The sequence below is a fragment of the Corynebacterium sp. HMSC073H12 genome (assembly GCF_001837775.1).
In the GTDB taxonomy this organism is placed as follows: domain Bacteria; phylum Actinomycetota; class Actinomycetes; order Mycobacteriales; family Mycobacteriaceae; genus Corynebacterium; species Corynebacterium amycolatum.
In genome coordinates this window covers 264,255-286,683 of the sequence record NZ_KV834035.1, presented here as the reverse complement: position 1 = coordinate 286,683, position 22,429 = coordinate 264,255, and the positions used below count along the sequence as shown (strand labels likewise).

The 22,429-nt window shown below is 60.8% G+C and carries 15 protein-coding genes; 5 read left to right on the top strand and 10 right to left on the bottom strand.

Features of this window, described 5'->3' with window-relative positions; translation table 11 throughout:
• Positions 1-54: 54 nt before the first annotated feature.
• Genes kdpC through HMPREF2708_RS06305 form a run of 3 tightly spaced genes read left to right on the top strand, consistent with a single transcriptional unit; the run spans position 55 to position 4,045 of the window.
• A complete protein-coding gene (gene kdpC / locus HMPREF2708_RS06315; RefSeq protein WP_070833528.1) occupies positions 55-645 on the top strand; it encodes a K(+)-transporting ATPase subunit C in 591 nt (196 codons plus the stop codon).
• Between the two features lie 46 nt (positions 646-691).
• A complete protein-coding gene (locus HMPREF2708_RS06310; protein WP_070833527.1) occupies positions 692-3,295 on the top strand; it encodes a sensor histidine kinase in 2,604 nt (867 codons plus the stop codon).
• 6 nt (positions 3,296-3,301) lie between these two features.
• Entirely contained in the window at positions 3,302-4,045 is a 744-nt protein-coding gene (locus HMPREF2708_RS06305) for a response regulator transcription factor (protein WP_070833526.1), read from the top strand.
• Positions 4,046-4,278: 233 nt separating this feature from the next.
• Here HMPREF2708_RS06305 and HMPREF2708_RS06300 read toward each other — a convergent pair whose 3' ends face one another.
• The 8 genes from HMPREF2708_RS06300 to HMPREF2708_RS06265 form a co-directional block, all read right to left on the bottom strand.
• Entirely contained in the window at positions 4,279-5,961 is a 1,683-nt protein-coding gene (locus HMPREF2708_RS06300; protein ID WP_070833525.1) for a dipeptide ABC transporter ATP-binding protein, read from the bottom strand.
• On the bottom strand, positions 5,958-6,938 hold the full coding sequence (locus tag HMPREF2708_RS06295; RefSeq protein WP_070833524.1) for an ABC transporter permease: 981 nt from the start codon (positions 6,936-6,938) through the stop codon (positions 5,958-5,960). Before HMPREF2708_RS06295 ends, HMPREF2708_RS06300 begins: the two co-directional genes overlap by 4 nt.
• Positions 6,931-7,857: an ABC transporter permease gene (locus HMPREF2708_RS06290; protein ID WP_070833523.1), complete on the bottom strand. Its 927-nt coding sequence runs from the start codon at positions 7,855-7,857 to the stop codon at positions 6,931-6,933. Before HMPREF2708_RS06290 ends, HMPREF2708_RS06295 begins: the two co-directional genes overlap by 8 nt.
• 4 nt (positions 7,858-7,861) lie before the next feature.
• A complete protein-coding gene (locus HMPREF2708_RS06285; RefSeq protein ID WP_070833522.1) occupies positions 7,862-9,607 on the bottom strand; it encodes a peptide ABC transporter substrate-binding protein in 1,746 nt (581 codons plus the stop codon).
• 555 nt (positions 9,608-10,162) lie between these two features.
• Positions 10,163-11,806, bottom strand: coding sequence for a protein adenylyltransferase SelO (locus HMPREF2708_RS06280; protein ID WP_070833521.1), 1,644 nt, complete (start codon positions 11,804-11,806; stop codon positions 10,163-10,165).
• A 145-nt stretch (positions 11,807-11,951) separates the two neighbouring features.
• On the bottom strand, positions 11,952-14,183 hold the full coding sequence (locus HMPREF2708_RS06275) for a 3-hydroxyacyl-CoA dehydrogenase NAD-binding domain-containing protein (protein ID WP_070833520.1): 2,232 nt from the start codon (positions 14,181-14,183) through the stop codon (positions 11,952-11,954).
• Positions 14,184-14,257: 74 nt separating this feature from the next.
• A complete protein-coding gene (locus HMPREF2708_RS06270) occupies positions 14,258-15,493 on the bottom strand; it encodes an acetyl-CoA C-acetyltransferase (protein WP_070767103.1) in 1,236 nt (411 codons plus the stop codon).
• Between the two features lie 214 nt (positions 15,494-15,707).
• Positions 15,708-16,598 carry a class I SAM-dependent methyltransferase gene (locus tag HMPREF2708_RS06265; RefSeq protein WP_246840353.1) on the bottom strand — a complete coding sequence of 297 codons (891 nt, stop codon included), beginning with the start codon at positions 16,596-16,598 and terminating at the stop codon, positions 15,708-15,710.
• A 93-nt stretch (positions 16,599-16,691) separates the two neighbouring features.
• Between HMPREF2708_RS06265 and HMPREF2708_RS06260 the strand changes: the two genes are divergently transcribed.
• Positions 16,692-17,870, top strand: a complete 1,179-nt coding sequence (locus HMPREF2708_RS06260; protein ID WP_070833519.1) for a glycosyltransferase family 4 protein — start codon at positions 16,692-16,694, stop codon at positions 17,868-17,870.
• Here HMPREF2708_RS06260 and HMPREF2708_RS06255 read toward each other — a convergent pair.
• Positions 17,850-19,682 (bottom strand): MmpA family trehalose lipid delivery protein, encoded by a 1,833-nt coding sequence (locus HMPREF2708_RS06255; RefSeq protein ID WP_070833518.1) that lies wholly within the window; start codon positions 19,680-19,682, stop codon positions 17,850-17,852. The two genes, HMPREF2708_RS06260 and HMPREF2708_RS06255, sit on opposite strands and share 21 nt — an antisense overlap.
• Positions 19,683-19,774: 92 nt before the next feature.
• Entirely contained in the window at positions 19,775-20,935 is a 1,161-nt protein-coding gene (locus HMPREF2708_RS06250) for a cell envelope lipid trafficking protein PgfA (RefSeq protein ID WP_070601003.1), read from the bottom strand.
• A 196-nt stretch (positions 20,936-21,131) separates the two neighbouring features.
• Between HMPREF2708_RS06250 and HMPREF2708_RS06245 the strand changes: the two genes are divergently transcribed.
• Positions 21,132-22,424, top strand: coding sequence for an acyltransferase family protein (locus HMPREF2708_RS06245; protein ID WP_070833517.1), 1,293 nt, complete (start codon positions 21,132-21,134; stop codon positions 22,422-22,424).
• Positions 22,425-22,429: the final 5 nt, after the last annotated feature.

The window sequence follows — 22,429 nt, the reverse complement described above, 5'->3', positions numbered from 1 at the left end:
AGCCGGCACACAGCACTTGGCATCTCGCAACATGTGAAAAGAATCGAGAAGGACATGAACAAGAACTTTCGGTTGGTATCCACCACAATCAAGGCATACTTGCTGCTCACCGTGGTTATCGGTCTGCTGTACCCAGCCGCAATCTGGGTAGTGGGGCGAATCTGGTCCGATAACGCTGATGGCTCGATGATGTATGACTCCGCAGGCAAGGCCCAGGGCTCGGAGCTCATTGCCCAAGAAGTGACAAAGCCGGGATTTTTCTACCCGCGCCCGTCTGCTGCGGGGGATAATGGCTACGACGCGATGTCGTCTTCGGCATCGAACGTGTCGCCGTATAGCAAGGAGTTCCAGGCTGAAATCGAACAGCGCCGCACCGATGTCGCTGCCCGCGAGGGCATCGACCCGGCCCAGGTACCGGTGGAGGCAGTCACCGCCTCCGGTTCCGGTCTGGATCCGCATATCTCCGAGGAATACGCACAGCTGCAAGCACCGCGCGTGGCTAAGGAACGCAACCTGCCACAGGCAGAGGTTGAGCGTTTGATCTCGGAAAATAGTGAGAAAGCAATCACGGAACAGGGCTCGCAGGAAGGTGGGCAACTGGTCAACGTCGTAAAGCTCAACGCCGCGCTGGCAAACGGACAGTGAGCGTAATTTGACGCGTCGACAACGTACGGTAGTGAGGTCCTAAGAGATGACCCAGCGAGGAAAACTGAAGGTCTACCTGGGGTTTGCCCCGGGTGTGGGGAAGACGTGCGCCATGCTCAATGAAGGCCACGATCTGTATTCCCGTGGGCACGAGGTGGTCGTTGGCCTGGTGGAACACCATGGGCGTGAGCGCACGAAGAAGCTCATTGAGGGCCTGCCGGTGCTGGATTGTCGTGAGGTGAGCTACCACGGCAATACCTACCGTGAGCTCGACGTGGACGCGATTATCGCGGCGCGCCCTGAGGTCGCTCTTGTCGATGAGCTCGCGCACACCGTCGTCACCGAGGAACCGGGCAACGAGTTCGTTCAGCAACGCAAGCGCTGGCACGACGTTTACCAGCTTCTCGACGAAGGCATCGATGTCATCTCGACGATGAACATCCAGCATTTGGAATCGCTTAACGACGTCGTTGCGGCCGTCACCGGCGTGCGCCAGATGGAGACCGTGCCCGACCGTGTCCTGCGCGATGCGGACGAGATTGAGCTCATCGACTTGAGCCCGGACGCCCTGCGCATCCGCCTGTCTCGCGGCGAAATCTACCAAAAGGAGCAGGCGGAGCTGGCGCTGCGCAAGTACTTCCGCCCGGGCAACCTCAGCGCCCTGCGTGAGCTGGCTCTTTTGTGGCTGGCTGACAAGGTCGAGGAGGTCCTGGACGCTTACCGCGAAGACGAGGAGATCGACGACCACTGGACCACGCGTGAGCGCGTCGTGGTGGCCGTGCGCGATGATGAGAACGCGGAGTCCATGATTCGCCGCGGTGCCCGCATGACCGGGCGCGTGGCCGGCCGCGAGATGATTGTCGTGCACATTACCGGCGAGGACGACGGCCTTGACCGCGGATATTTGCGTCGGCTGCGCAAGCTGCAGGATCTCACCGAATCGCTCGGTGGGCAGTGGCGCACCATCGTCGGTGATGACGTGCCGGGAATTCTGCTGGAATTCTCCCGCACTGTCAATGCATCGCAGCTGGTCATCGGCTCGGAGCGAGGACTGCGGCGCTATGTGGGGTTGAGTACTTCGCAGAGGATTATTGACCAGTCCGGGCCGATTGACGTGCACATTATCTCCAGCTCATCGGAGAAAAAGGCTAAGCGCCGCAGCGAGTTTCAGTCCCGTTTTTCCCGGCCGCGTCGCGTGACCGGTTGGGTGTTAGCGCTGGTCGGGCCGGTGCTGCTGACTCTGCTGCTGCATCAGTTGGACACCGGTCCGGAGTTTCTGGGCGTGCTGCTGTTGACCTACCTGATGCCGGTAGTCTTCGCGGCCATGGCCGCAGGTCTAATCCCGGCGCTGGCCGCCGTCGTAGTGGGCTCGCTGCTTGCGAACTGGTATTTCACCGACCCGACGTACACGTTGACAATCACTGAACCAGCCAGCCTGATTCAGATTGTGCTCTTCGGCGTGATTGCCGCTGCCGTGGCAACGGTGGTGGAGCGTTCCGAGCGCCGCCGCGAGATGGCCGACCGCAGCCTGCACCAGGCAGTGGTCATGTCGGAGCTGGCGCACGGCGTGGTCCATGACGGTGACAATATGTCGAACCTGGTCCACAGCCTGGCGGATACGTTCTCCATGGAGCGCGTGGATGTTGAGCGCTACTCCTCAGAGCGCAAGAAGTGGCTTCCGATTGTCACCACCGCCGAGCACGGTCTATCCGAGCCCTGGCCCTCCGAGCTACCGATGACCAAGGTGACCTCCGGCGATGACCTGCGCTTTGTGCTCAGCGGCCGTGAGCTCACCGCAGCTGAGACCGCCATGATTGCCGCACACGGCTCGCGCATCCGTGCGCTGATGGACATGGAGGAAATTGCCGCCATGCGCCGCGCCACCGCCGCCCTCGAGGCCGGTAACCGCGTCGGCAGTGCCGTGCTGACAGCCGTATCACACGACCTGCGCACTCCGCTGGCCAGCATTAAAGCGGCCGTGTCCAGCATGAATATGGAAGACGTCGAGCTTGACGACGAATCGCGGGAAATTCTCATGGAGACAATCGAGAGTTCCGCTGACCGCCTAGAGGTGGTCATTGGCAACCTACTCGATGCCAGCCGCATTGATTCCAACAGCAAGCGTGTGGATAGTGTGCCGGTTAGCGTCTCCGATGTTGCGGACGCGGTATGTGCGGAGCTGCCGGAAGCCGCAGGTCACATCGACCGCGATATTGACCATGACGCCTGCATGGTGGAAGGCGATCCGGGGCTTATCCAGCGCATTGTTTCCAACATCGTCATCAACGGTCGTCAGTACGCACCGGAGTCGAGCCTGACCATTCGTACGCGGCCCAGCGAGCGCGGTGTGCGCGGTCCCGCCGACATGCCGGTTATGGGCTCGCTGGGTGCTATCGCTGCGAGCGCATGCATAGACATTTTGATCATTGACCACGGTAAGGGCATCCCGGAGGATAAGTTGGAGGAGATTTTTCAACCGTTCCAACGCCTTGGCGACTACTCGGCACAATCTCAGGGCCTTGGTCTGGGACTTGCCGCCGCCTCGCGTTTTGCCGACGCCATGGGAGGCGCCATCCGCGCCGAACAGACACCGGGTGGCGGTGCCACTTTCGTGTTGACGCTGCCACGCGCGATGGGCAAGAGAAAGTAGGAATTCATGAACCGCAATTCAGGACAACCTGCAGGTCAGGCTGGCAACAAACCCGGGCGAAAGATACTCATCGTCGAGGATGATGTCGCCATGGCCCGCACCGTTCTGGTCAGCCTCAAAGCCCGGGGCTACAACCCCCGCGTCGCGCAGACCGCCACGCGTGCGCTTGCCGCGGTCAGCGAGTGGAAGCCCGACGCCGTCCTCCTGGATCTGGGCTTGCCCGATGTCAGTGGCCTGGAAGTTCTGCGTTCTTTGCGCAGGTGGAGCGATATTCCAGTGCTGATTGTCTCCGCGCGTCACGACGAAGCGGGGAAGATTAACGCCCTGAATGAAGGAGCCGATGACTACGTCACCAAGCCTTTCTCGATGGGGGAGTTGTTGGCTCGGCTGCGTTCAACCATGCGGCGTGCCAGCAAAGTAGTGGTCGAAGAGGTGCCGAAGGTGGCCTCCGCAGATGGTCATCTAGTGGTTGACCTGGCCAAACGGCAGGTGTTTGTTGCCGACGAACTAATACACGTCACTCCACGCGAGTGGGACATGCTGGTCTACCTGGTACAGCACCGCGGTGAACTGGTCACCAAGACGGAGCTGCTCAAAGCCGTCTGGGGTGACCAGTATGAGAAAGAGACCAATTACCTGCGCGTTTACATCTCCCAGCTGCGCCACAAGATTGAGCCCCAGCAAGCTCACAATAAGTACTTGCGCACTGAGGTGGGGGTCGGTTATCGCATGGTGCTGGACGAGGAGTAGCAGCCGGCTGCTTGCCCGCCCTTGCTTGCCCGCCCTTGCTTGCCCGCCTGGCCCGCACCTTCCCGCCTTCCCGCTCGCCTGTCTGCCTCTCCCCGCGACTTCACGACACCTATGTCACCTCATGCCACCTCCACAGCTGGCACGAGGTGACAGCTGTGTCGTGAAGTGCGATCTGCCCCAGCCCAGAGGGTGGAGTGAAGTGCTGTGCTGTGGGGGGGCGGAGCGCTGCCCAGCTACAGATCCAAATCCAGCGAAGCGCCCGGAATAGCGTCCAGCAGCCGCTGGGTGTATTCCTTCTCCGGGTGGTCGAAGAGCTCGTCGGTAGGGCGGTGCTCAACCATCTTGCCGTGCTCCATCACGATGACCTCATCAGCCACCTGCCGCACCACAGCGAGGTCATGCGTAATAAAGAGGTAGGCCAAATCCATCTCTTCCTGCAGCTCAGCAAGCAGTTCGAGCACCTGAGCCTGGACCACCACGTCCAGGGCGGACACGGCCTCATCACAGACCACAACTTCAGGGTTTAGTGCCAGCGCACGTGCGACAGCCACGCGCTGACGCTGACCGCCGGAGAGCTCACCTGGGAAGCGGCGGCCCATCTCAGCTGGCAGCGCGACGCGGTCGAGAAGCTCGAATACGCGCTGCTCACGCTCCTTCTTGGTGCCAATCTTGTGAATCCGCAGCGGCTCCTCGATGGAGGAATGCACCGTGCGCATCGGGTCCAGCGTCGCATACGGGTTCTGGAAAATCGGCTGAATGCGACGCCGCAACTCCAGCTCCTCTTTACGATCTCGGCCCTGGACGCGTTTACCGTCGAAAAGCACTTCGCCCTCTGTCGGATCGAGCAGCCCCAGTGCCATGTTGGCGACAGTGGACTTACCCGAACCGGATTCGCCCACGATACCGATGGTGCGACCGCGACGCAGCGTAAAGCTGATGTCATCGACGGCGCGAAAGGAATCCTTGCGCCACGGACGGTCGCCGGGGATGGCAAAGTCGCGCACCAGATTCTTCGCGACCAGAATTTCCTTCTGCTCGTGATCCGCAGTCGTCGGTGCCGCCACCACGCGGTCACCGCGCCGGGCAGCCAGCGACGGCGCGGCCGCGATCAGCTGCTTGGTGTACGCGTGCTGCGGGTGCGTGAGGACTTCCAACGCAGGACCAGTCTCAACGACATGTCCTGCTTGCATAACGACGAGTCGGTCGGCGCGTTCGGCAGCTAAACCGAGGTCATGGGTAATCAGAACCACGGAGGTGCCGAGCTCATTGGTGAGTTTGGCCAGGTGGTCGAGGATCTTCTTCGCCACGGTCACGTCGAGAGCGGAAGTGGGCTCATCGGCGATCAGCAGCTTCGGGTGGGCGGCCAGACCCATCGCGATGAGTGCGCGCTGGCGCATACCACCGGAGTATTCGTGCGGGTACTGGTCAATGCGCTTTTTGGCGTCCGGAAGACCGGCCTGTTCCAGCAGCTCAATCGCCTTTTTGTGAGCCTCAGAGCCGGTGGCAATGTTATTTGCGCGCAGGGCTTCCTTGATTTGGGCGCCGACGGTCCACACCGGGTTCAGGTTGGTCATCGGATCCTGCGGCACCAAGCCGATGCCGCTTCCTCGGATGCCGACGAATTCGCGGTCGGTCAGGTGCGTGATGTCACGGCCATCGAAGGTGATGGTGCCACCGGTGACTTCACCATCACCGGGCAACAGCCCCAGTGCGGCGTGGACAGTGGTGGACTTACCAGAGCCGGACTCGCCGACAATGGCAACCGTCTCGCCGGGGAAAACCTCCAGGTCGACGTTGTGCACCACATCGGTCAACGATTTACTGCGGCGGCCGGACGCTGTGGTCGTCGGAAAGCCGATGCAGACATCCTTCAAGGTGAGAATGGGCGCTGCGGAAATATTGGTGTCGGTGCTCATCGACGACGCTCCTTCGGGTCGAGAGAATCCTTCAAAGCGTCACCCATGAGGATGAAGCCAAGAACGGTAATCGCCAGGGCGAGTGCTGGCCAGAACAGGTTGGACGGGGCCTGGCGGAGCACCTGCTGTGCGACAGAGATGTCGTTGCCCCAGGAAACGGTGGTCGTCGGCAAGCCAATGCCCAAGTAGGACAGCGTGGCTTCGGCGACGATGTAAATACCCAGTGAGGTCGTGGCCATAACGATGACAGGGGCGAGGCAGTTCGGCAGCACATGGCGGAAGAGAATGCCAGTGTTGGACAGACCGAGCGCCTTGGAAGCGGTGACGTATTCCTCGTTCTTCACCGAAATCACCGAGGAGCGCACCACGCGCGCCATCTGCGGCCAGCCGAAAGCAGCGAGCACGAAGACCACGGACCAGATGGTGCGTTCGGTAAACAGCTGCATCAGCACGATGCCGGCCAGAATCAGTGGAATGGCAAAGAACATGTCCGTGATGCGAGAGAGCACCGCATCGACCCAACCGCCCAGATAGCCAGCGATGGCGCCGAGGATGATGCCCACCACGGTCACGGCCAGGGTGACGCCGATACCGACGATGACCGAGGCGCGGGCACCGTAGATGACACGGGCGTAGACGTCATAGCCCTGCTGAGTGAAGCCCATCGGGTGGCCGTCGCGGGCCGGAGCCAGCGAGTCACGCAGGTTTGCTGCCGTCGGGTCCACAGAGGTGAACAGCGACGGGAACGCGGCCACTGCGATGGAGAGCAAAATGATGAATGCGGAAACCCAGAACAGTGGGCGGTAACGCAGGTTCTGCCAGGCCGAACCCCAGAGCCCCAGTGGCGGCGTATCCGGCAACTGCTTGTGGTCGGGGTTCGTCGCCGGATTTGGGGCCTGCGCGGTGCCGGCCTGCGCGGTGCCGGACTGCTTTTCTGGCTGAGTCGAATTTAACTGCGTCGAATCTGGCTTAGGCATAACGAATCCTCGGATCCAGGACTGCGTAGAGCAAGTCGATGAGCAAGTTGGCGAACATGTAAATAACCACCAGGATGGTCACGATGCTGACCACGGTGGGAGCTTCACCAATCTGGACGGCGTGGAAGATCAGGCCACCGATACCGGGCACGTTGAAGATGCCCTCGGTGACGATCGCGCCACCCATCAGGGCAGCGAGATCAGCGCCGATGAAGGTCACAACGGGAATCAGCGAGTTACGCAAGATGTGGCGGCGGGTGACTTCAGAGGTTGGCAAGCCCTTGGCGCGGGCGGTGCGCACGAAGTCAGCATGGCGTGCCGACGAAACCTCCGAGCGCGTCAGTCGCAGAACATAAGCAACCGAGACGAGACCCAGCACGAATGCCGGAAGCAGCAGGGAGGTAAAGGAGGCATCGCTACCAACGGTGGGGGAGACGATCTCCCAGCGCACACCGAAGAGGTAGCGGGCAACGAAGCCGAGCACGAAGGTAGGAGTTGCGATAACCAGCAGGGACAGTACCAGAACGGTGGAGTCGAAGAAGCCGCCCTTGCGCATGCCCGCGATGACGCCAAGGCCGATGCCGAAGATTGCCTCAATGGCAACGGCCATCAGCGCCAGGCGAATCGTAATGGGGAAGGCCAGCGCAATTTCCTCGCCGACTGAGCGGCCGGAGAAGGTCTCGCCCATATCCAGGGTGAACAGCCCCTTGAGGTACTCCCAGTACTGGACGAAGAATGGCTCATCCAGGTGGTAGTGAGCGCGCAGTGCAGCGACCTGCTCAGGTGGCAACTGCTTGTCGCCGGCTAGTGCGGCAATGGGGTCGCCGGGCATGGCGAAGACCATTGCGTAAATCAACAGCGTGGCGCCGAAGAATACCGGCACCATCTGCAGGAGTCTCTTTCCGATATACCAACCCATGGTGCTAGTCCTTCTCAATCATCGGGTAGTCCAAAATGCCGTCCCACATCACCACGGCGTTACGCAGCTTCGGATTCCACGCCACCGAAGCATTGGGGTACCACAGTGGAATTGCAGGCAGATCCTCCATCAACACCGACTGAGCCTTGACGTAAATCGGCTTAGCGTCTTCTGCGCTCTTGGCCGAAGCAGCGTCCTGGATAAGCTTGTCGAACTCCGGGTTCGAGTAGTGGTTGTCATTCGAGGAGCCGCCGGTGACGAACTGCGGAAGCATGTAGTTGGCCACTGATGGGTAGTCAGCTGCCCAGCCAGTGCGGTAGCCGCTGGTGATGGTCTCGTTGGAGATTTCATCGCGCAGCTGCTTGAAGGTCGGGTAAGCCTTGCCGTGAGATTCAATTCCGAGGGTTTCACCAATCATGTTGGTCACCGCTTCAACCCACTGCTGGTGCCCGCCGTCGGCATTGTAGGCAATATCGAACGAGCCCGTAAACGGCGCAATTTTGTTGGCTTCGGCCCACAGTTTGCGAGCCTTGTCCGGGTTGTACTTCAACACATCCTGCCCAGGCACATTCGGATCCAAGTCACCGAGCGTCAACGAGCTGAACTCGCGCGCCGGGGTGCGGGTGTCGAAGAAAATCTTCTCGGTGATTAGTTTCCGGTCAATCGCCATGGAAATCGCTTGCCGACGGAGCTTGCCCTCTTCACCCGAAAAACCTGGCAGATTTCGCGGAATTGCGAAGTACTGCGAAGAGGAGGTCGGGACGTTTGCGCTGGAGTCGGGGAAATCGGTTTCGAAGCTGGCCAGCGCCGTTGGTGGAATGGTGCGCGGCAGAGTGTCCAGGCGGCCTGCCTGGAGGTCTGCGTATGCGGTGTCCATGTCCGAGTAGAAGCGGTAGACGAGGCCGTTGTTACGGGCCTTGTGCTCACCGGCGAAGTCATCATTGCGGACCACAGTTAGCTGGTTGTTGTGCAGCCACGCACGACCTTCGGCCATCTTGTACGGGCCATTGCCGATTGGGTGTTCACCGAAAGCCTTCTTGTCGCCGAATGCGGCCTTCGGCAGCGGCATAAATGCGGTGTAACCGAGGGACAGCGGGAACGAGGAATCCGGGTTGACCAGGTCAACCGTGAACTTCAAATCGTCGACCTTCTTTAGCCCAGACATCGTCTTGGTCGTGGCCTTTTCGCCCGAGACCTCATCGAATCCTTGCACATTGGCGAAAAAGGACTGCTGCTTCTGCAGGTTCGGGCCGTAGGCAGCGTAATTCCAGGCATCGATGTAGCTCTGCGCGGTGACTGGTTCGCCGTTGTGGAAGGTCCAGCCCGGTTTCAGCGTGATGTCGAAATGAGTCGAGTCCTCGTTGGGCTTAATTTCTGCCGCATGGTCCAGGATCATCGAGCCGTCGGTGTCGTAGCGCACCAGACCTGAGTAGAGCATGCGGAGGATATCGCCACCACCGGTTTCATTGGTGTCAGTGGTGTACAGCGGCGACTGCGGTTCGGAGTTCTGGACCACAATGAACCCGGCGCCGACCTGTTGCTGGTCAGTGCTGCAGGCAGCTAGCGCGCTTCCTGGCAAGGCGATTACCAGCAAAGCCGCCAGAATTTGGCGGACATGCAGCGTGAACTTTCCTTTTCCGCTGAGCGTTGCTGCGTGCAGTTTTGTTTCGCGGAACTCCTCTCGCTGTCGGAGCTTCCGCCGGAGTTTCTGCCGGGTGTGGAAGGGGCCGGAGGCAACGGGTCTATGCATCGCGAGCCTTTCTAGATTCTGCCAGATAGGCGATATGAATTTGGTGATCGGCTCACTCCAAACGACTTAGCTACCCACCTCCCACCTGCATAAGCAACGGTGGTGAAAACCTGGGTGTGGTGGACTCTAAGGTTTGGATACGACCGTTCAATACAGTCTCTAACCTTACAAGTCCAAAAAACATATGAGTATTGATCAGGTGAACCATCCCTTATTTGACGGTGTCTTTTACCCTCGATTGGGGAGTTAATCCTGTACAGTGGTGAAACGTTGTAACATCCTGGCACCCCCGCAGGGGTTGGGGCTGTGGTGCTCCGCGACGCTGGCGCTCAGCCAGGCCCCGTCCGCGTTGGTCCCATCCTCGGGCCCCGTCCGCGTTGGGCTTATTCGCGTTTTGGCCACCCGCGTCGGGGCCATCCGCGGGCCCCATCCGCGACTTCACGACAGCTATGTCACCTCATGCCACCTCCACAGCTGACACGAGGTGACACCCGTGTCGTGAAGTGGGCTTTGGGGCTTGGTGGAGGGGCGCCGGAGCGCCGCCAAGTCAGCGCATTAAGTCCCGCAGTACGAGTGGAAAGCCCCCAACTCCCGCGGTGCCGGCTCAGTGAACCCCGCTGGGACGTCTTGCAACTCAAAGGGGTTGGTTACCGCCTCCAGCAGGTGCCGGTAGGCGGCCAAATCCCTCGCCCCTGCTTCTCCTGTCGCCCCTGCCTTCGCTAACGCTTCCGTGACCAGGTGATTCCGGGGAATATACAGCGGATTGGTTGCCTCCATCAGCGAAAGGGCCGTCGTCTGGTCGATTCCCAGCTCCTCCCGCGTCCGCTGCCACAACTGCCCCCACTCAGTCGCGGCAGCGGGGAACGCAGGATCATCAGACAGCCTGGTCAGCGCGGTCAGCGCAGTGAAATCCTGCCCATTATCGCTGGCCAGAACCTCAATCAGCGCCCGATGAGCATTCGTGTGGTCGAGCCCAAACTTCGCCAGCAACGCCTGCCACTGCTGTACCAAGGGGATGGCCAGCGGGTCGTCGTAAAGCGAGGGGAGAATCCCCAACTTAGGCAGCCACCTGCGGCTGAGCGCATCGGTGAACTCGTCGGCGAATTCTCCCAGGATGTCGCGGGCGCGTGCGAGGGCATCCTCCGGGGTGCCTGCGAAATGCGGTAGCAAAGTCTCCGCGAGCTTCGACATGTTCCACCCCGCGATTGTTGGCTGCGCGCCGTACGCGTATCGACCACCGCGATCAATACTGCTAAACACTGCCCGCGGATCGTGCGCATCCAGAAACGCACACGGCCCAAAGTCGATGGTCTCGCCCGCGATGCTGGCATTGTCGGTGTTCATCACGCCGTGGACAAAACCGCAGGTCAGCCACGCTGCAACGAGATTAGCTTGCCGCTTGACGACGTCCCGGAGAATCAACTCCGCCGAAGCCTCGTAGCCGTGTCGCTGCGCGGCGAACTCGATGAGCCGATCCATGATTCCGGTGTCCGCGCCTGAGCGTGTGACCAGCTCGAACGTGCCAACTCGCAGGTGGCTGGATGCGACCCGCACGACGATGCCACCCGGTTGGAGTTCGGTGGTGGGATTGGTGTTGTCGAATGGGGTTTGCGAGCCGCGGTAGATTTCCTCGCCGGTTGCGATGACTGCCAGCGCGCGGGTGGTGGGGACACCGAGCGCATACATGGCCTCGCTGATGAGGTACTCCCGCAGGGCGGAGGTCAGCGTAGCTTTGCCATCACCGCCACGGGAGAAGGGCGTGGGGCCTGTGCCTTTGGCTTGAATCTCGTAGGCCTGGGTGTTGTCGCTGTGGGGTGTCTCTTTGGGGTAATCGGGATGGTTGGGCTGGCTGGGCTGACAGGGCAACCCGGTCAGGCCCGATTCAGCCTCAATAGTGGCAAGCAAGAGCGCGCGACCATCACCGAGTAGGCCTGCGAAGTTGCCGAACTGGTGGCCGGCATAGGCCGTGGCCACCGGGGTTTTGTAAGGGCCGGGTGGGGTATCGGTTTCCTTGCCGACTCCGCGGCCAGTGAGGAACTTCAGGCCAGCGTCCGACCGGAGCCACTGTGGGGAAAGGCCGAGCTGGGTCGCGAGTTCGTCGTTAAGCATGATCAGCTGCGGCGATGGGGCGTCAAACCCCTGCTGGTCGATAGCGAGTTCAGGCAGTGCGGTGGGTAGATCAGCGACGTTTCTAACCATGTGTGCAGTTTAACGGGTAGCCCGGATTGGGGTTGGCGCGCTCGTGCGTTCAGCAGTGCTACGTGCGTTGACGTGGCCGCGAAGGCAGAAACCCCGGTTGCTGGAACAATTCCAGCAACCGGGGGAGGATGCGCTCGGAGTAGCCCTACTTCTTCAGGGATTCCGGAGCGTTGAAGCGCTCGCCGTGCTTAGCGGCCAGCTCTTCGGCGCGCTCGACGAAGCCCGCGACACCGCGGCGCTCCGGGTGAGCTGCGGCCGGGTCGACAACCGTGGCGCCGTCGTAGTTCTTAATGAACTGGCGGGTACCACCGGTCCAGGCCGGGTAGCCGATACCGAAGATGGAACCGATGTTGCCGTCGGCGTCGTGAAGCAGAACGCCTTCGTCGACGCACTTCTGAGTCTCGATGGCCTCGATGAAGAGCATGCGGTCGACCAGCTCCTGCAGGTCGGTGTCTTCCGGAGCGATCGGGGTGATGTTCAGCTCCTCACGGAGCTCGTTGAACAGGCCCGGCCAGAGACCGGAGCGTTTGCCGTCGACGTACTCGTAGAAGCCCTTGCCCTCGAGCTTGCCCGGGCGTTCGAACTTGTGCAGCATGGCCTCGACCAGAGCCGGCACGCCGCCCTCGTCCAGGGTCTGACCTGCAGCCTCGGCGGCAGCGCGGGTCTCGCCAGCGATCTTCTCCATGAGCTTGAGGTTTAGTTCGTCGGCAAGCTGGAGCTGCGGTGCCGGGTAACCAGCCTGGCGACCAGCGGCCTCGATGATGGCCGGGTCGTAGCCCTCGGCAACCATGCGCAGGGCCTCGTTGATGACGGTGCCGATGACGCGGGAGGTGTAGAAACCGCGGGAGTCGGTAACGACAATCGGAATCTTGCGGATTGCAACAGCGAAGTCCAGCGAAGCGGCGAGGATTGCCGGGTCGGTGTTGTCGCCGGAGATGATTTCGATTAGCTGCATCTTGTCCACCGGGGAGAAGAAGTGCAGGCCGATGAAGTCCTTCTCACGCTTGACGTGGGAAGCCAGCTCGGTGATCGGAAGGGTGGAGGTGTTGGAGCCTAGGATGCAGGTCTCCGGAACCGCGGCCTCGATTTCGGCGTGAACCTTGTGCTTGAGGTCGGTGTTCTCGAAGACGGCCTCGATGACCAGGTCGACGTCGGACAGGTCGTCGTAGGACTCGGTCGGCTTGATGCGGTTCAGCAGTGCTGCGGACTTCTCCTCAGTGGTGCGACCGCGCTTGAGAGCCTTGGCCTCCAGCCCCTCGGAGTAGGCCTTGCCACGCTCGGCGTTTTCCAGGGAAATGTCCTTCAGGACAACTTCCATGCCAGCCTTTGCGCACACGTATGCAATACCTGCGCCCATCATGCCGGCGCCGACAACGGCAACCTTCTTGAACTCGCGCTTCGGGTACGGGGTGCCATCAGCCTGCAGCGGACGGGAGCCACCGCCCTGAGCGTGATTGAGGTCGAAGAAGAACGCCTGCATCATGTTCTTCGACTGAGTGCCGGTGACCAGCTCGGTGAAGTAGCGGGACTCGACACGCAGTGCGGTGTCGATGTCGACTTGAGAGCCCTCGATGGCAGCCTGCATCGCAAGGCGCGGAGCCTTCATCGGGGAGCCCTTGAGCTGCTTGGTCAGGTTTGCCGGGAAGGACGGCAGGTTCATTGCGAACTTAGGGGTCTTCGGGTCGCCGCCCGGAATCTTGAAGCCCTTCTCATCCCACGGCTGTGCGGCCTTGGCATCTTCGCTGGTCAGCCATGCTCGGGCAGTGTCAATGAGCTGCTCCGGAGCAACAACCTCGTCAACGAGACCAGCTGCGAGGGCCTTGCCCGGGTTCATCTGAGCGCCGGTCAGAATGACCTTCATCAGCGCGTCCTGAATGCCCAGCATGCGAACGACGCGGGAGACACCGCCGCCGCCCGGCAGGAGGCCGAGGGTGACCTCTGGCAGGCCAATCTTGGAACCGCGGGCATCGGCAGCAACGCGGTGGTTAGCAGCCAGCGCGACCTCGAGGCCGCCGCCCAGTGCTGCGCCGTTGATGGCAGCAACAATCGGCACCGGGAGTTTCTCCAGGCGACGCAGGGAGGCCTTCATGTCCTCGACCATGCTGAACATGTCAGCTGCATCGTCCTCAGTGGCCTTGGACATCTGCTTGATGTCGCCGCCTGCGAAGAAGGTCTTCTTCGCAGAGGTGATGATGATGCCCTTGATGGAGGTCTCAGAGCCGTCGCCAATTTCGTTTTCCAGGCGCTCCACGGTGGCGCGGATGTCGTCCTGGAAAGTCTTGTTCATGGTGTTGACCGGCGCATTCGGGTCATCCATGGTGAGGGTGACGATTCCGGCGTCGTCCTGATCCCACCGGAACATGTTATCTGTGCTCATAAATCAGTCAGTCCTTTGTGGTTATCGCGGTGTGACCGCGGTAATTGTCGCTGTGAGTTTCGTTCCGGTTTGCTTTAGACGCGCTCGATGATGGTTGCAACACCCATGCCGCCAGCCACGCAGAGCGAGATGAGGGCGTAACGGCCACCGGTGCGGTGCAGCTCGTCGATTGCGGCGCCGGTGATCATGGCACCGGTTGCACCCAGCGGGTGACCCATGGCCATTGCGCCACCGTTGATGTTGAGCTTGTCGTAGTCGATGCCCAGGTTCTGCTGGGCATGCTTGACGACGGCGGCAAACGCCTCGTTGATCTCCCACACGTCGATATCGTCGACGGTCAGGTTGGCCTTGGCCAGTGCCTCGCGGACAGCCGGCTCGATACCGGTGAGCATGATGGTCGGCTCGACACCATTGACAGCGGTGGCGACAACGCGTGCGCGCGGGGTCAGGCCCATGTCTGCGCCGGCCTTCTCAGAACCAACCAGGGTCAGTGCAGCGCCATCGACGATGCCGGAGGAATTACCTGCGTGGTGGACGTGGTTGATGCGCTCGAGCTGCGGGTACTTCTTCAGCGCAACTGCGTCGAAGCCACCCTGCTCACCCATCATGGTGAAGGCTGCGCGCAGGCCGGCCAGGGACTCTGCGGAGACGCCCTCGCGGATAGTCTCATCGCGGTCGAGGATGGTCAGGCCGTTAGCGTCCTTGACCGGGACGACGGAGCGGTCAAAGCGGCCCTCAGACCATGCCTTTGCGGCACGAGCGTGGGAGAGTGCTGCCATCTCATCGAGGGACTCGCGGTCAAAGCCGTCGAGCGATGCAATCAGGTCAGCGGAGATACCCTGCGGGACGAAGTCAGTTGCGAACGAGACCTGTGCATCCATTGCCATTGCGCCGCCGTCGGACATCATTGGCACGCGGGACATGGACTCGACGCCACCGGCGAGAACGAGCTCGTCCATGCCGGAGCGGACTTTCTGAGCAGCCAAGTTGATGGCTGAGAGGCCGGAAGCGCAGAAGCGGTTGATCTGGACACCGCCGGTGCGGTACGGCAGGCCTGCGGTGAGTGCTGCGGTGCGGGCAATGTCCGCGCCCTGGTCGCCGACCGGGCTGACGCAGCCAACGATGAGGTCGCTGATGCGTTCTTCATCCAGCTCCGGGAAGCGGTTGCGAATTTCGTCGATGAGGCCGACGAGAAGTGATACCGGGCGTACCTCGTGGAGGGAGCCGTCCTTCTTGCCCTTGCCGCGCGGGGTGCGAATTGCCTCGTAGATGAAGGCTTCGCCGCCCGGCTGAATGGTGGCGGAAGTCATGTGTTTTTACCTCACAGATTCGTCGTAAAGTGTCGTGCGTCACTCTATAACGAATGGCGGATTGCCGGGGGTGATTTGAGGGGTGCTGGGGAGAAAGGTGATCCGTTGCAGTCATTTACCTGCGGTTATGGGAGAAACCGGGGGTAATTACATAAGTAGTTTTGATGTGCTGCCTAGATGTCCATCCTGTAGTTCGGCTCAACGCCCAACGCCCCTACCGCTTCCGCAGCACTAGCACCAGGTTCGACACCGCGAACTCCCGCAGCCCCGGCACGTGCACCATCCACCAGGCCCACCACGGGTGGTAGCGCGGGAAAGCGGCCAGCAGTTCGCAGTCGCCGGCCTCCGCGGCAGCGTGCGCCCACTTCAAACCTTCACCGCAACCGACCTTGAACAGGGACTCGCCAAAGTAGTTCTTCGGCCGCTTGCCGTGCTTCTTCTCATACATGCGCCGCGCGCGGTCGCCGCCCAGGTAGTGCGTCATCCCCATCTCGTGGCCGCCGAACGGGCCGTACCAAATGGTGTATGAGTAAACGACCAGACCGCCCGGCTTGGTCACACGCAGCATTTCCTCGCCCATCGTCCATGGCTCGGGCACGTGCTCGGCAACGTTCGATGAGTATGTCAGGTCAAAAGCATCATCGCGAAACGGCAGTTCCAGCCCCGATCCGCGTACCGACGACTCCAGCTTGATGCCCGCCGCCGCCATCTCGCCCACATCTGGTTCACAGGTGTAATATTCCACGCCACGCTGGGCAAATGCTCGGCCAAAGTACCCCGGGCCGCCGCCGACATCAAGGATGCGCTTGCCACGCAGTGCGGTATTCGTCGTAACGCTTGACGACGTGCCCCCTGCGCCCGGCGACTCCGCCGTACCAGCGGTGCCCGTCGCATCCACCGCGCCCACTGAACCATCCGCGCCAGCCGCGATGCCTTCTAGGAGGCCGATGGTGTCCTCGGCAAGGTGCCCGTAGAAGATATCGGGATCGGTTTGCTCGTATTTGAAGTCGTTGAGCAGACCGAATGAGCGCGACAGCGTAGCAAAGCTGCGCAGCTCTTTCAGAGCGGGCGGGACGATAAAAGCGGGAAAGCGAAAGCTGGTCACGTCAAACAATCTAATGGACTGGTCGGGTTTGGGAGTATGGATTTGAGCTAAAGCGGCAACGAAAGCCGCGCCGAGCGTTAGGCTCATATTGTTATGAAAATCTTATTGTTGTGTTGGCGCGACACTGGTCATCCCGAAGGTGGAGGTAGTGAGCGCTATTTGGAGCGCGTCGCAGGTTACCTTGCCGACCAAGGTCACACTGTGGTGTTCCGCACGGCCAACTACCCAGGCGCACCGGCCCTTTCGCGTCGTGACGGCGTGACTTTCTCCCGCGCTGGTGGAAACTTCTCCGTCTACGTGCGCTCCTGGACCGCGATGCTGGGGGCTAGATTTGGCGTGGGGCCAATTGCCAAGGCGCTCGGCGGCAAGCCGGATGTCGTGGTCGATACCCAAAACGGTGTCCCCTTTTTCGCGCGGATTTTCTCCGGCGCACCGACAGTGCTCCTGACACATCACTGCCACCGTGAGCAGTGGCCAGTGGCGGGGCCGATTATTAGCCAGCTGGGGTGGGTCATCGAGTCGCGTCTGTCGCCGATGATTCACCGCCGCAGCCGCTACATCACGGTTTCCGAACCAAGTGCCGCTGAACTGGTAGAACTCGGAGTGTCGCCGGGGCGCATCGCGGTGATTCGCAATGGTGTGGACCCGATTCCGGAGGAATTGCAGTCGACCGAAATCATGGCAGACCTATCCGAGTGCGACGGTCCGGCACCGCATCTGGTGACGCTGTCGCGATTGGTCCCGCATAAGCAGATTGAGCACGCCATCGATGTGCTCGCAGATCTTGTGCAGGATCGTCCAGGTGCAATTCTCGATGTTATTGGCTCGGGATGGTGGCACGACAATCTCGTGGAATATGCCCGTGACAAGGGCGTTTCGGATCACGTGGTCTTCCACGGGCAGGTCACAGAGGCGGATAAACACCGCATCCTCTCCAAGTCGTGTCTGCATCTGATGCCTTCGCGCAAGGAGGGCTGGGGGCTCGCCGTCATCGAATCGGCGCAGCACGGCGTGCCGACGGTCGGTTACCGATCCTCGGCGGGCTTGCGTGATTCGGTCAACGACGGTGAAACTGGCCTGCTGGCCAGCGATGAAGCTGACCTAATTACCAAGACACGACAGATTCTCGATAACGGCGAACTGCATCGCGTCATGTCCAAGGCCTGCGTCGCCCGTGCCGCAGAATTTGGCTGGGACAAAACCGGCGAGGCAGTTCTGAATGTCTTGGAAAACCCAACTCTGGACAATCTGCTACCTGCGGCGGGGCAGTAGCGCTTCCTTTACTCCAGCCAATAGTCCAGCCAGTATTCCAGCGAGCAGGCAAAGAGCCCAGATTCCAAAAGCCATCCACGCAGCTGTATAGGCCCCCTGGCTTGGTTCTGTGGTCGGATCGATAACGCCGGGGACATGGTATAGCTGCAGGTCAGGTGTTTCATAGACGGGATCTAGCGCTGCCACAATGTCAGCTGAATCGCCGAAGTTGCCGGGCGAATTCTCCACTAGGACCCAGCCAACGCCCTGGTCTCGAAGGCTCTGGAGCGCAGACGCAAGCTCCTCCTGCCTCTTCGCGCCACCGAGCAGTGTGCGCTCAACGGTTGTGGTTCCCTCGCCAGACACCGACTGCCCAGAGACGATCAATTCGCCGGAGCTCACCACCGGAGCGGGCAAAATCTTCGTAGCCGGGTCGAGGACAGGGCGCCCATCAATGATGCGGTAAGAACCGGCAGGCAGAACCGCAACGCGATCGTCGTCAAGCGCGACGACACCGGAAACCGCCGACCAGCCCTCCCATGACGGAACGGGGCGTAGCGGAGCGACATCGGCGGGCAGCGTGGGGACAGCGGCAATGATGATGAGCGCGCTGACGCCGGTAGCCAACCACTGGCCGATATTGGCGGTGGCACTGCGCGCGCGGCGTGCTAGGTACTCCGCACCGCTGGCGGCGAGGATGACATAGGCGGGGACAACGAGCGCGATCCACTTCTGTGCATCGCGAAGCAGACCCGCCCCCGGGATGTGCTCGAGTGCCCAACCCATCATCAAAATGCCCGGCGTTGTTGCGGCGAGAGCGACGAGCACAATGCTCACGGCGCCGACGATAATCAGCCCCCGCCAGCGCTCTTGCGAATGCCAGACACGACGGAATCCCAGCCCCATAAGCACCAGGAGTGCCAGCACCATGATCGCCGAAAAACCAGCCTCGCGCGTCAGTGGCACAGCCTGCTTATTCCAGATGCCACCCAGCCCCAACAGGCTGCCGAGCGTGCCGACGTGAGCCTCTGCTCGGGCCGCAAATGCGGCAGCGCCAGCAACATCGGAGGACCCAGCTGCACTCGGGTTCAGCAAAGATGCCACTAGCCACGGTGAACTGACCGCCAGTGTTGTGGCCACAATCCAAGCGCGGTCGCGGTTATTGCGGGCGGCAGCAATGCCGGTGATACCAGCCAATAGGGCACCGGTCGGTGTGAGGCCCGCAGCGGCAATGGCGCTGGTGCGCCACAAAGCACTACCCATCTGCGTTGCCAGAACAACTGCAGGAAGTAACAATACGGCGATGACCAGTGACCACTGTCCCTGGAGTAAACGCTCGACGACGAACGGGTTCCAGAGCAGCATCGTTGGTGCGATCAGCTGACTGGCCAAGCTCGGAGTCATGGGGATAAGGCCGGCACTGGATGCGCTACTGGCGCCAGAGTCGTGGCGAGTGAACCTGCGGGCGAGCTCAGCAGCTGCAAGACCACCAATCAAACAGGCGCCTACCATGGCGAAGCGCACCCAATGGCTGGCATCCACAAAGTACCCCAGTGCCCACAGTGCGGTGTCCTGCGGAACAGCTCGTGCCGCAGCGGGGCCGAGTCCCAGGGCCGCGTCGGTAAGCGGTGGGTGATTGGGGATGACCATGTCGCGCAGCAGAAACATCGGTGTCCCAAAGCGACCCTCAGCCGGTGTCTTGTGTGGGACAAAGAGCGGCCAGCACACGGCAGCGGTCAGCAAGAGAATCCACGACAACACAAAAACCCAGGCGACTCGCTCCGAATGAGAGCGAGCCGACTGGGTCAAAGTAGTGCGGAAACGTTGTGTCACGTGCCCTATATTAAATTATTTTTAGATTTCCTCAGTGAAACTTAGGGTAAGCGAGTGCCTGAGGCATCTTAAGGGCCTCGTGGCTTGGTCCCTTAGGCAGACTTGCTGCGAATGCGGAAGCCAATCACGATGAGAACCAGGCCGAGGATGCCGAGGATCCACGGTGCGACAGTGCCACCGATAGTCAGCGACTTACGGGCTTCCTTAGCACGGTCCATCTGACGGCCCTTGGAGCCTTCGTCCCACTGTGCGGTGTACTTCATCGCGGTGCGGTTCTGCTCCTTGGCTTCCTTCTCACGGCCAGCCTTGGAAGCAATTTCTTCCGCTTCTTTGTCGTCCTTGGCGTAGAACATGAACATCTCTTCAGTACCGTTGACGATCACGCCAGAGGTTGGCTCGACGCGAACAGTACGGACGTTGGTGTAGTAACGATCCAACTCGACGTCGTCGTCACCCTCCAGGCCCCACTTGTGAGCCGGGAAGCTCAGGCGCATGGAGGCCAGCGAGGACTTGTCAGCCTCGGTGAGCTTGCGGCCGTCGCGAGTGAAGTGCTCGGTCAGGGACTCGTAGAGGTTCTGCGGCGGAATGGTCATGGAGTACTTGTAGACCTTGACGCCATCCTGAGTTTCCTCGCCGACGAAGTCAATCTCGAAGTTACGCATCGCCTGGACGTCGTAGTACGGGTAGGACTTCTTCTCGGCACCAAACGGGAACTGGTACTGGATGCCCGGACGGGTGAACGTCGGCGGCTTGGTGTCCGAGCCACCCTGGGGTGCGTTAATAGCAACGCTGGAGATCGGGTCATCTACCGGGTACGCAGTACTGCGGTCAACAGTGATGCGGTCGAGGGTCGCATTGATGAGGTTCTTCGGCTCTTCGCGGTCATCGCGCAGCAGGGTGGTACCGACCTGGAGGGTTGCGATCTTGTCGTCAGCCGGCTCCTCGATCTCAACGTGGCGCTTCGACTGCATCGGAGTCTTGTCGTTGATGAAGCAGTGGACCGGGAGGTCGCGCTTCTCTTCGTCCGTCTCTGCCTTGCAACGCGGGTCATTCTTGCGGTTTGGCGTTGGCTCATTCTTGCCCAGCTGGCTGGAGTCCAACAGGGTGCCGTCGCGCACCTCCGTGATGGTGTCGCTCACAGTGTCAAGTGGGATGACCCGGAGGCGAGGCACCAGGAAGGTTGGCAGAAGGACGGCAATGACAATCAATGCAGCACCGATGATAATCAGTGCATGTCCGAGAGTTCTCTTCATCAGCGGATAGTCCTTTAACTGTACGTAACTTTCTGCTGCAAAACCTAGCAGGAAGTTAGAAGTTATGTGGTGTGTTTTTTAAAAATAACTTGTCAGGAAAACAAAAGAGTTTTGGAAAAACCGGCCTGAACAGGACTTATTTCATAATAGAATGCAAGTAATTTTACTCATTCCGGTATCCGTGTAAGAAAGTACTATGACGTCCAAGGCATTTGCGGCAGCGCCGAACGCTAGGCAAGACACAGCGTCGAGCTCTGTGCCGAACTCTACGCCGAGCACTGCACCCAGCACTGCATCGAGCACTGCATCGAGCACTGCATCGAGCACTGCCACCACATTCCGCCCAGGCTTCCTGCCCTCGCTGGAGGGGCTGCGGGCTGTGGCTTCGATGGGCATCATCGGTACGCACGTCGCATTCCAGACCGGGCATGATGTGGGAGCCCTGTGGGAGCGTATCCTCGGCCGCTTCGACTTCTTCGTGGCCGTTTTCTTCGTGCTGTCCGGATTCCTGTTGTGGCGTTCTCACCGCTCGGGTTATGGCGGAATCCCCCGTCGTAAAGCATTGGCCGATGCCGACGGCGGACGGAAGAAGAGCTGGGCGAAGTACTACAAGAAGCGCGTCGCGCGCATTATGCCTGCGTACTGGGTGCTGGTGCTTATTGTGCTCATCGCACTGCCGGTGGGGCGTGGCGCGGATCTCAAGATTTGGCTGACAAACCTGACGCTGACACAGGTGTATTTCTCCGGCTCTCTGCACGGGGGATTGACGCACCTGTGGTCATTGTCGGTGGAGGTCGCGTTCTACATCGCGCTGCCGCTGTTTGCCATCGGGCTTAGCCGGTTGGACCCACATCGCCAGCAGGGGCGCCGCATAGTGACAATTTCCCTGCTCGCAATCTTGAGCTTCGGCTGGCCCTACCTGCCACTGCCGTACCCAGAAGGCGTTAACCCGCATATTCAGCCGATTGCATACTTTTCCTGGTTCGCAGCTGGCATGATTCTCGCCGAGCTGGAATCGCTCCAGGGCGTCGATACCGATGCTGCCCGCGCGAGGGTGGTAACCATGCAGCGCTGGGCTCGCCGCCGCCCACTGTGGCTGGCGATCGCCGTTGGTGCGCTGGTCCTGGCTTCCTACCTGGGGCCCGAAGGGCTAGTCGAGCTCACCAACTGGGAATTCACTCGCCGTCAGCTGTGCGGGCTGGTCTTCGGTGCCGCCATCATCGGCCCCTGGACGATGGCGCCGGAGTCGCGCTTCCTCGAACACCCCACCATGCAGGCGCTGGGGCGCTGGTCGTACGGCATCTTCCTCTGGCATGTGGCGATGCTCTCCATCGCATTCCCGCTGCTTGGTGTGAAGCTATTTACCGGCCATCTGCTCAGTGTCACCATTGTTACGGTCGCACTGTCGATTCCAGTGGCCGCCGCCTCCTACGCGCTCGTCGAGGAACCTGCCCGCCGCTTCTTCGCACGCGTCTGGGTCAACCGCTAACGGCT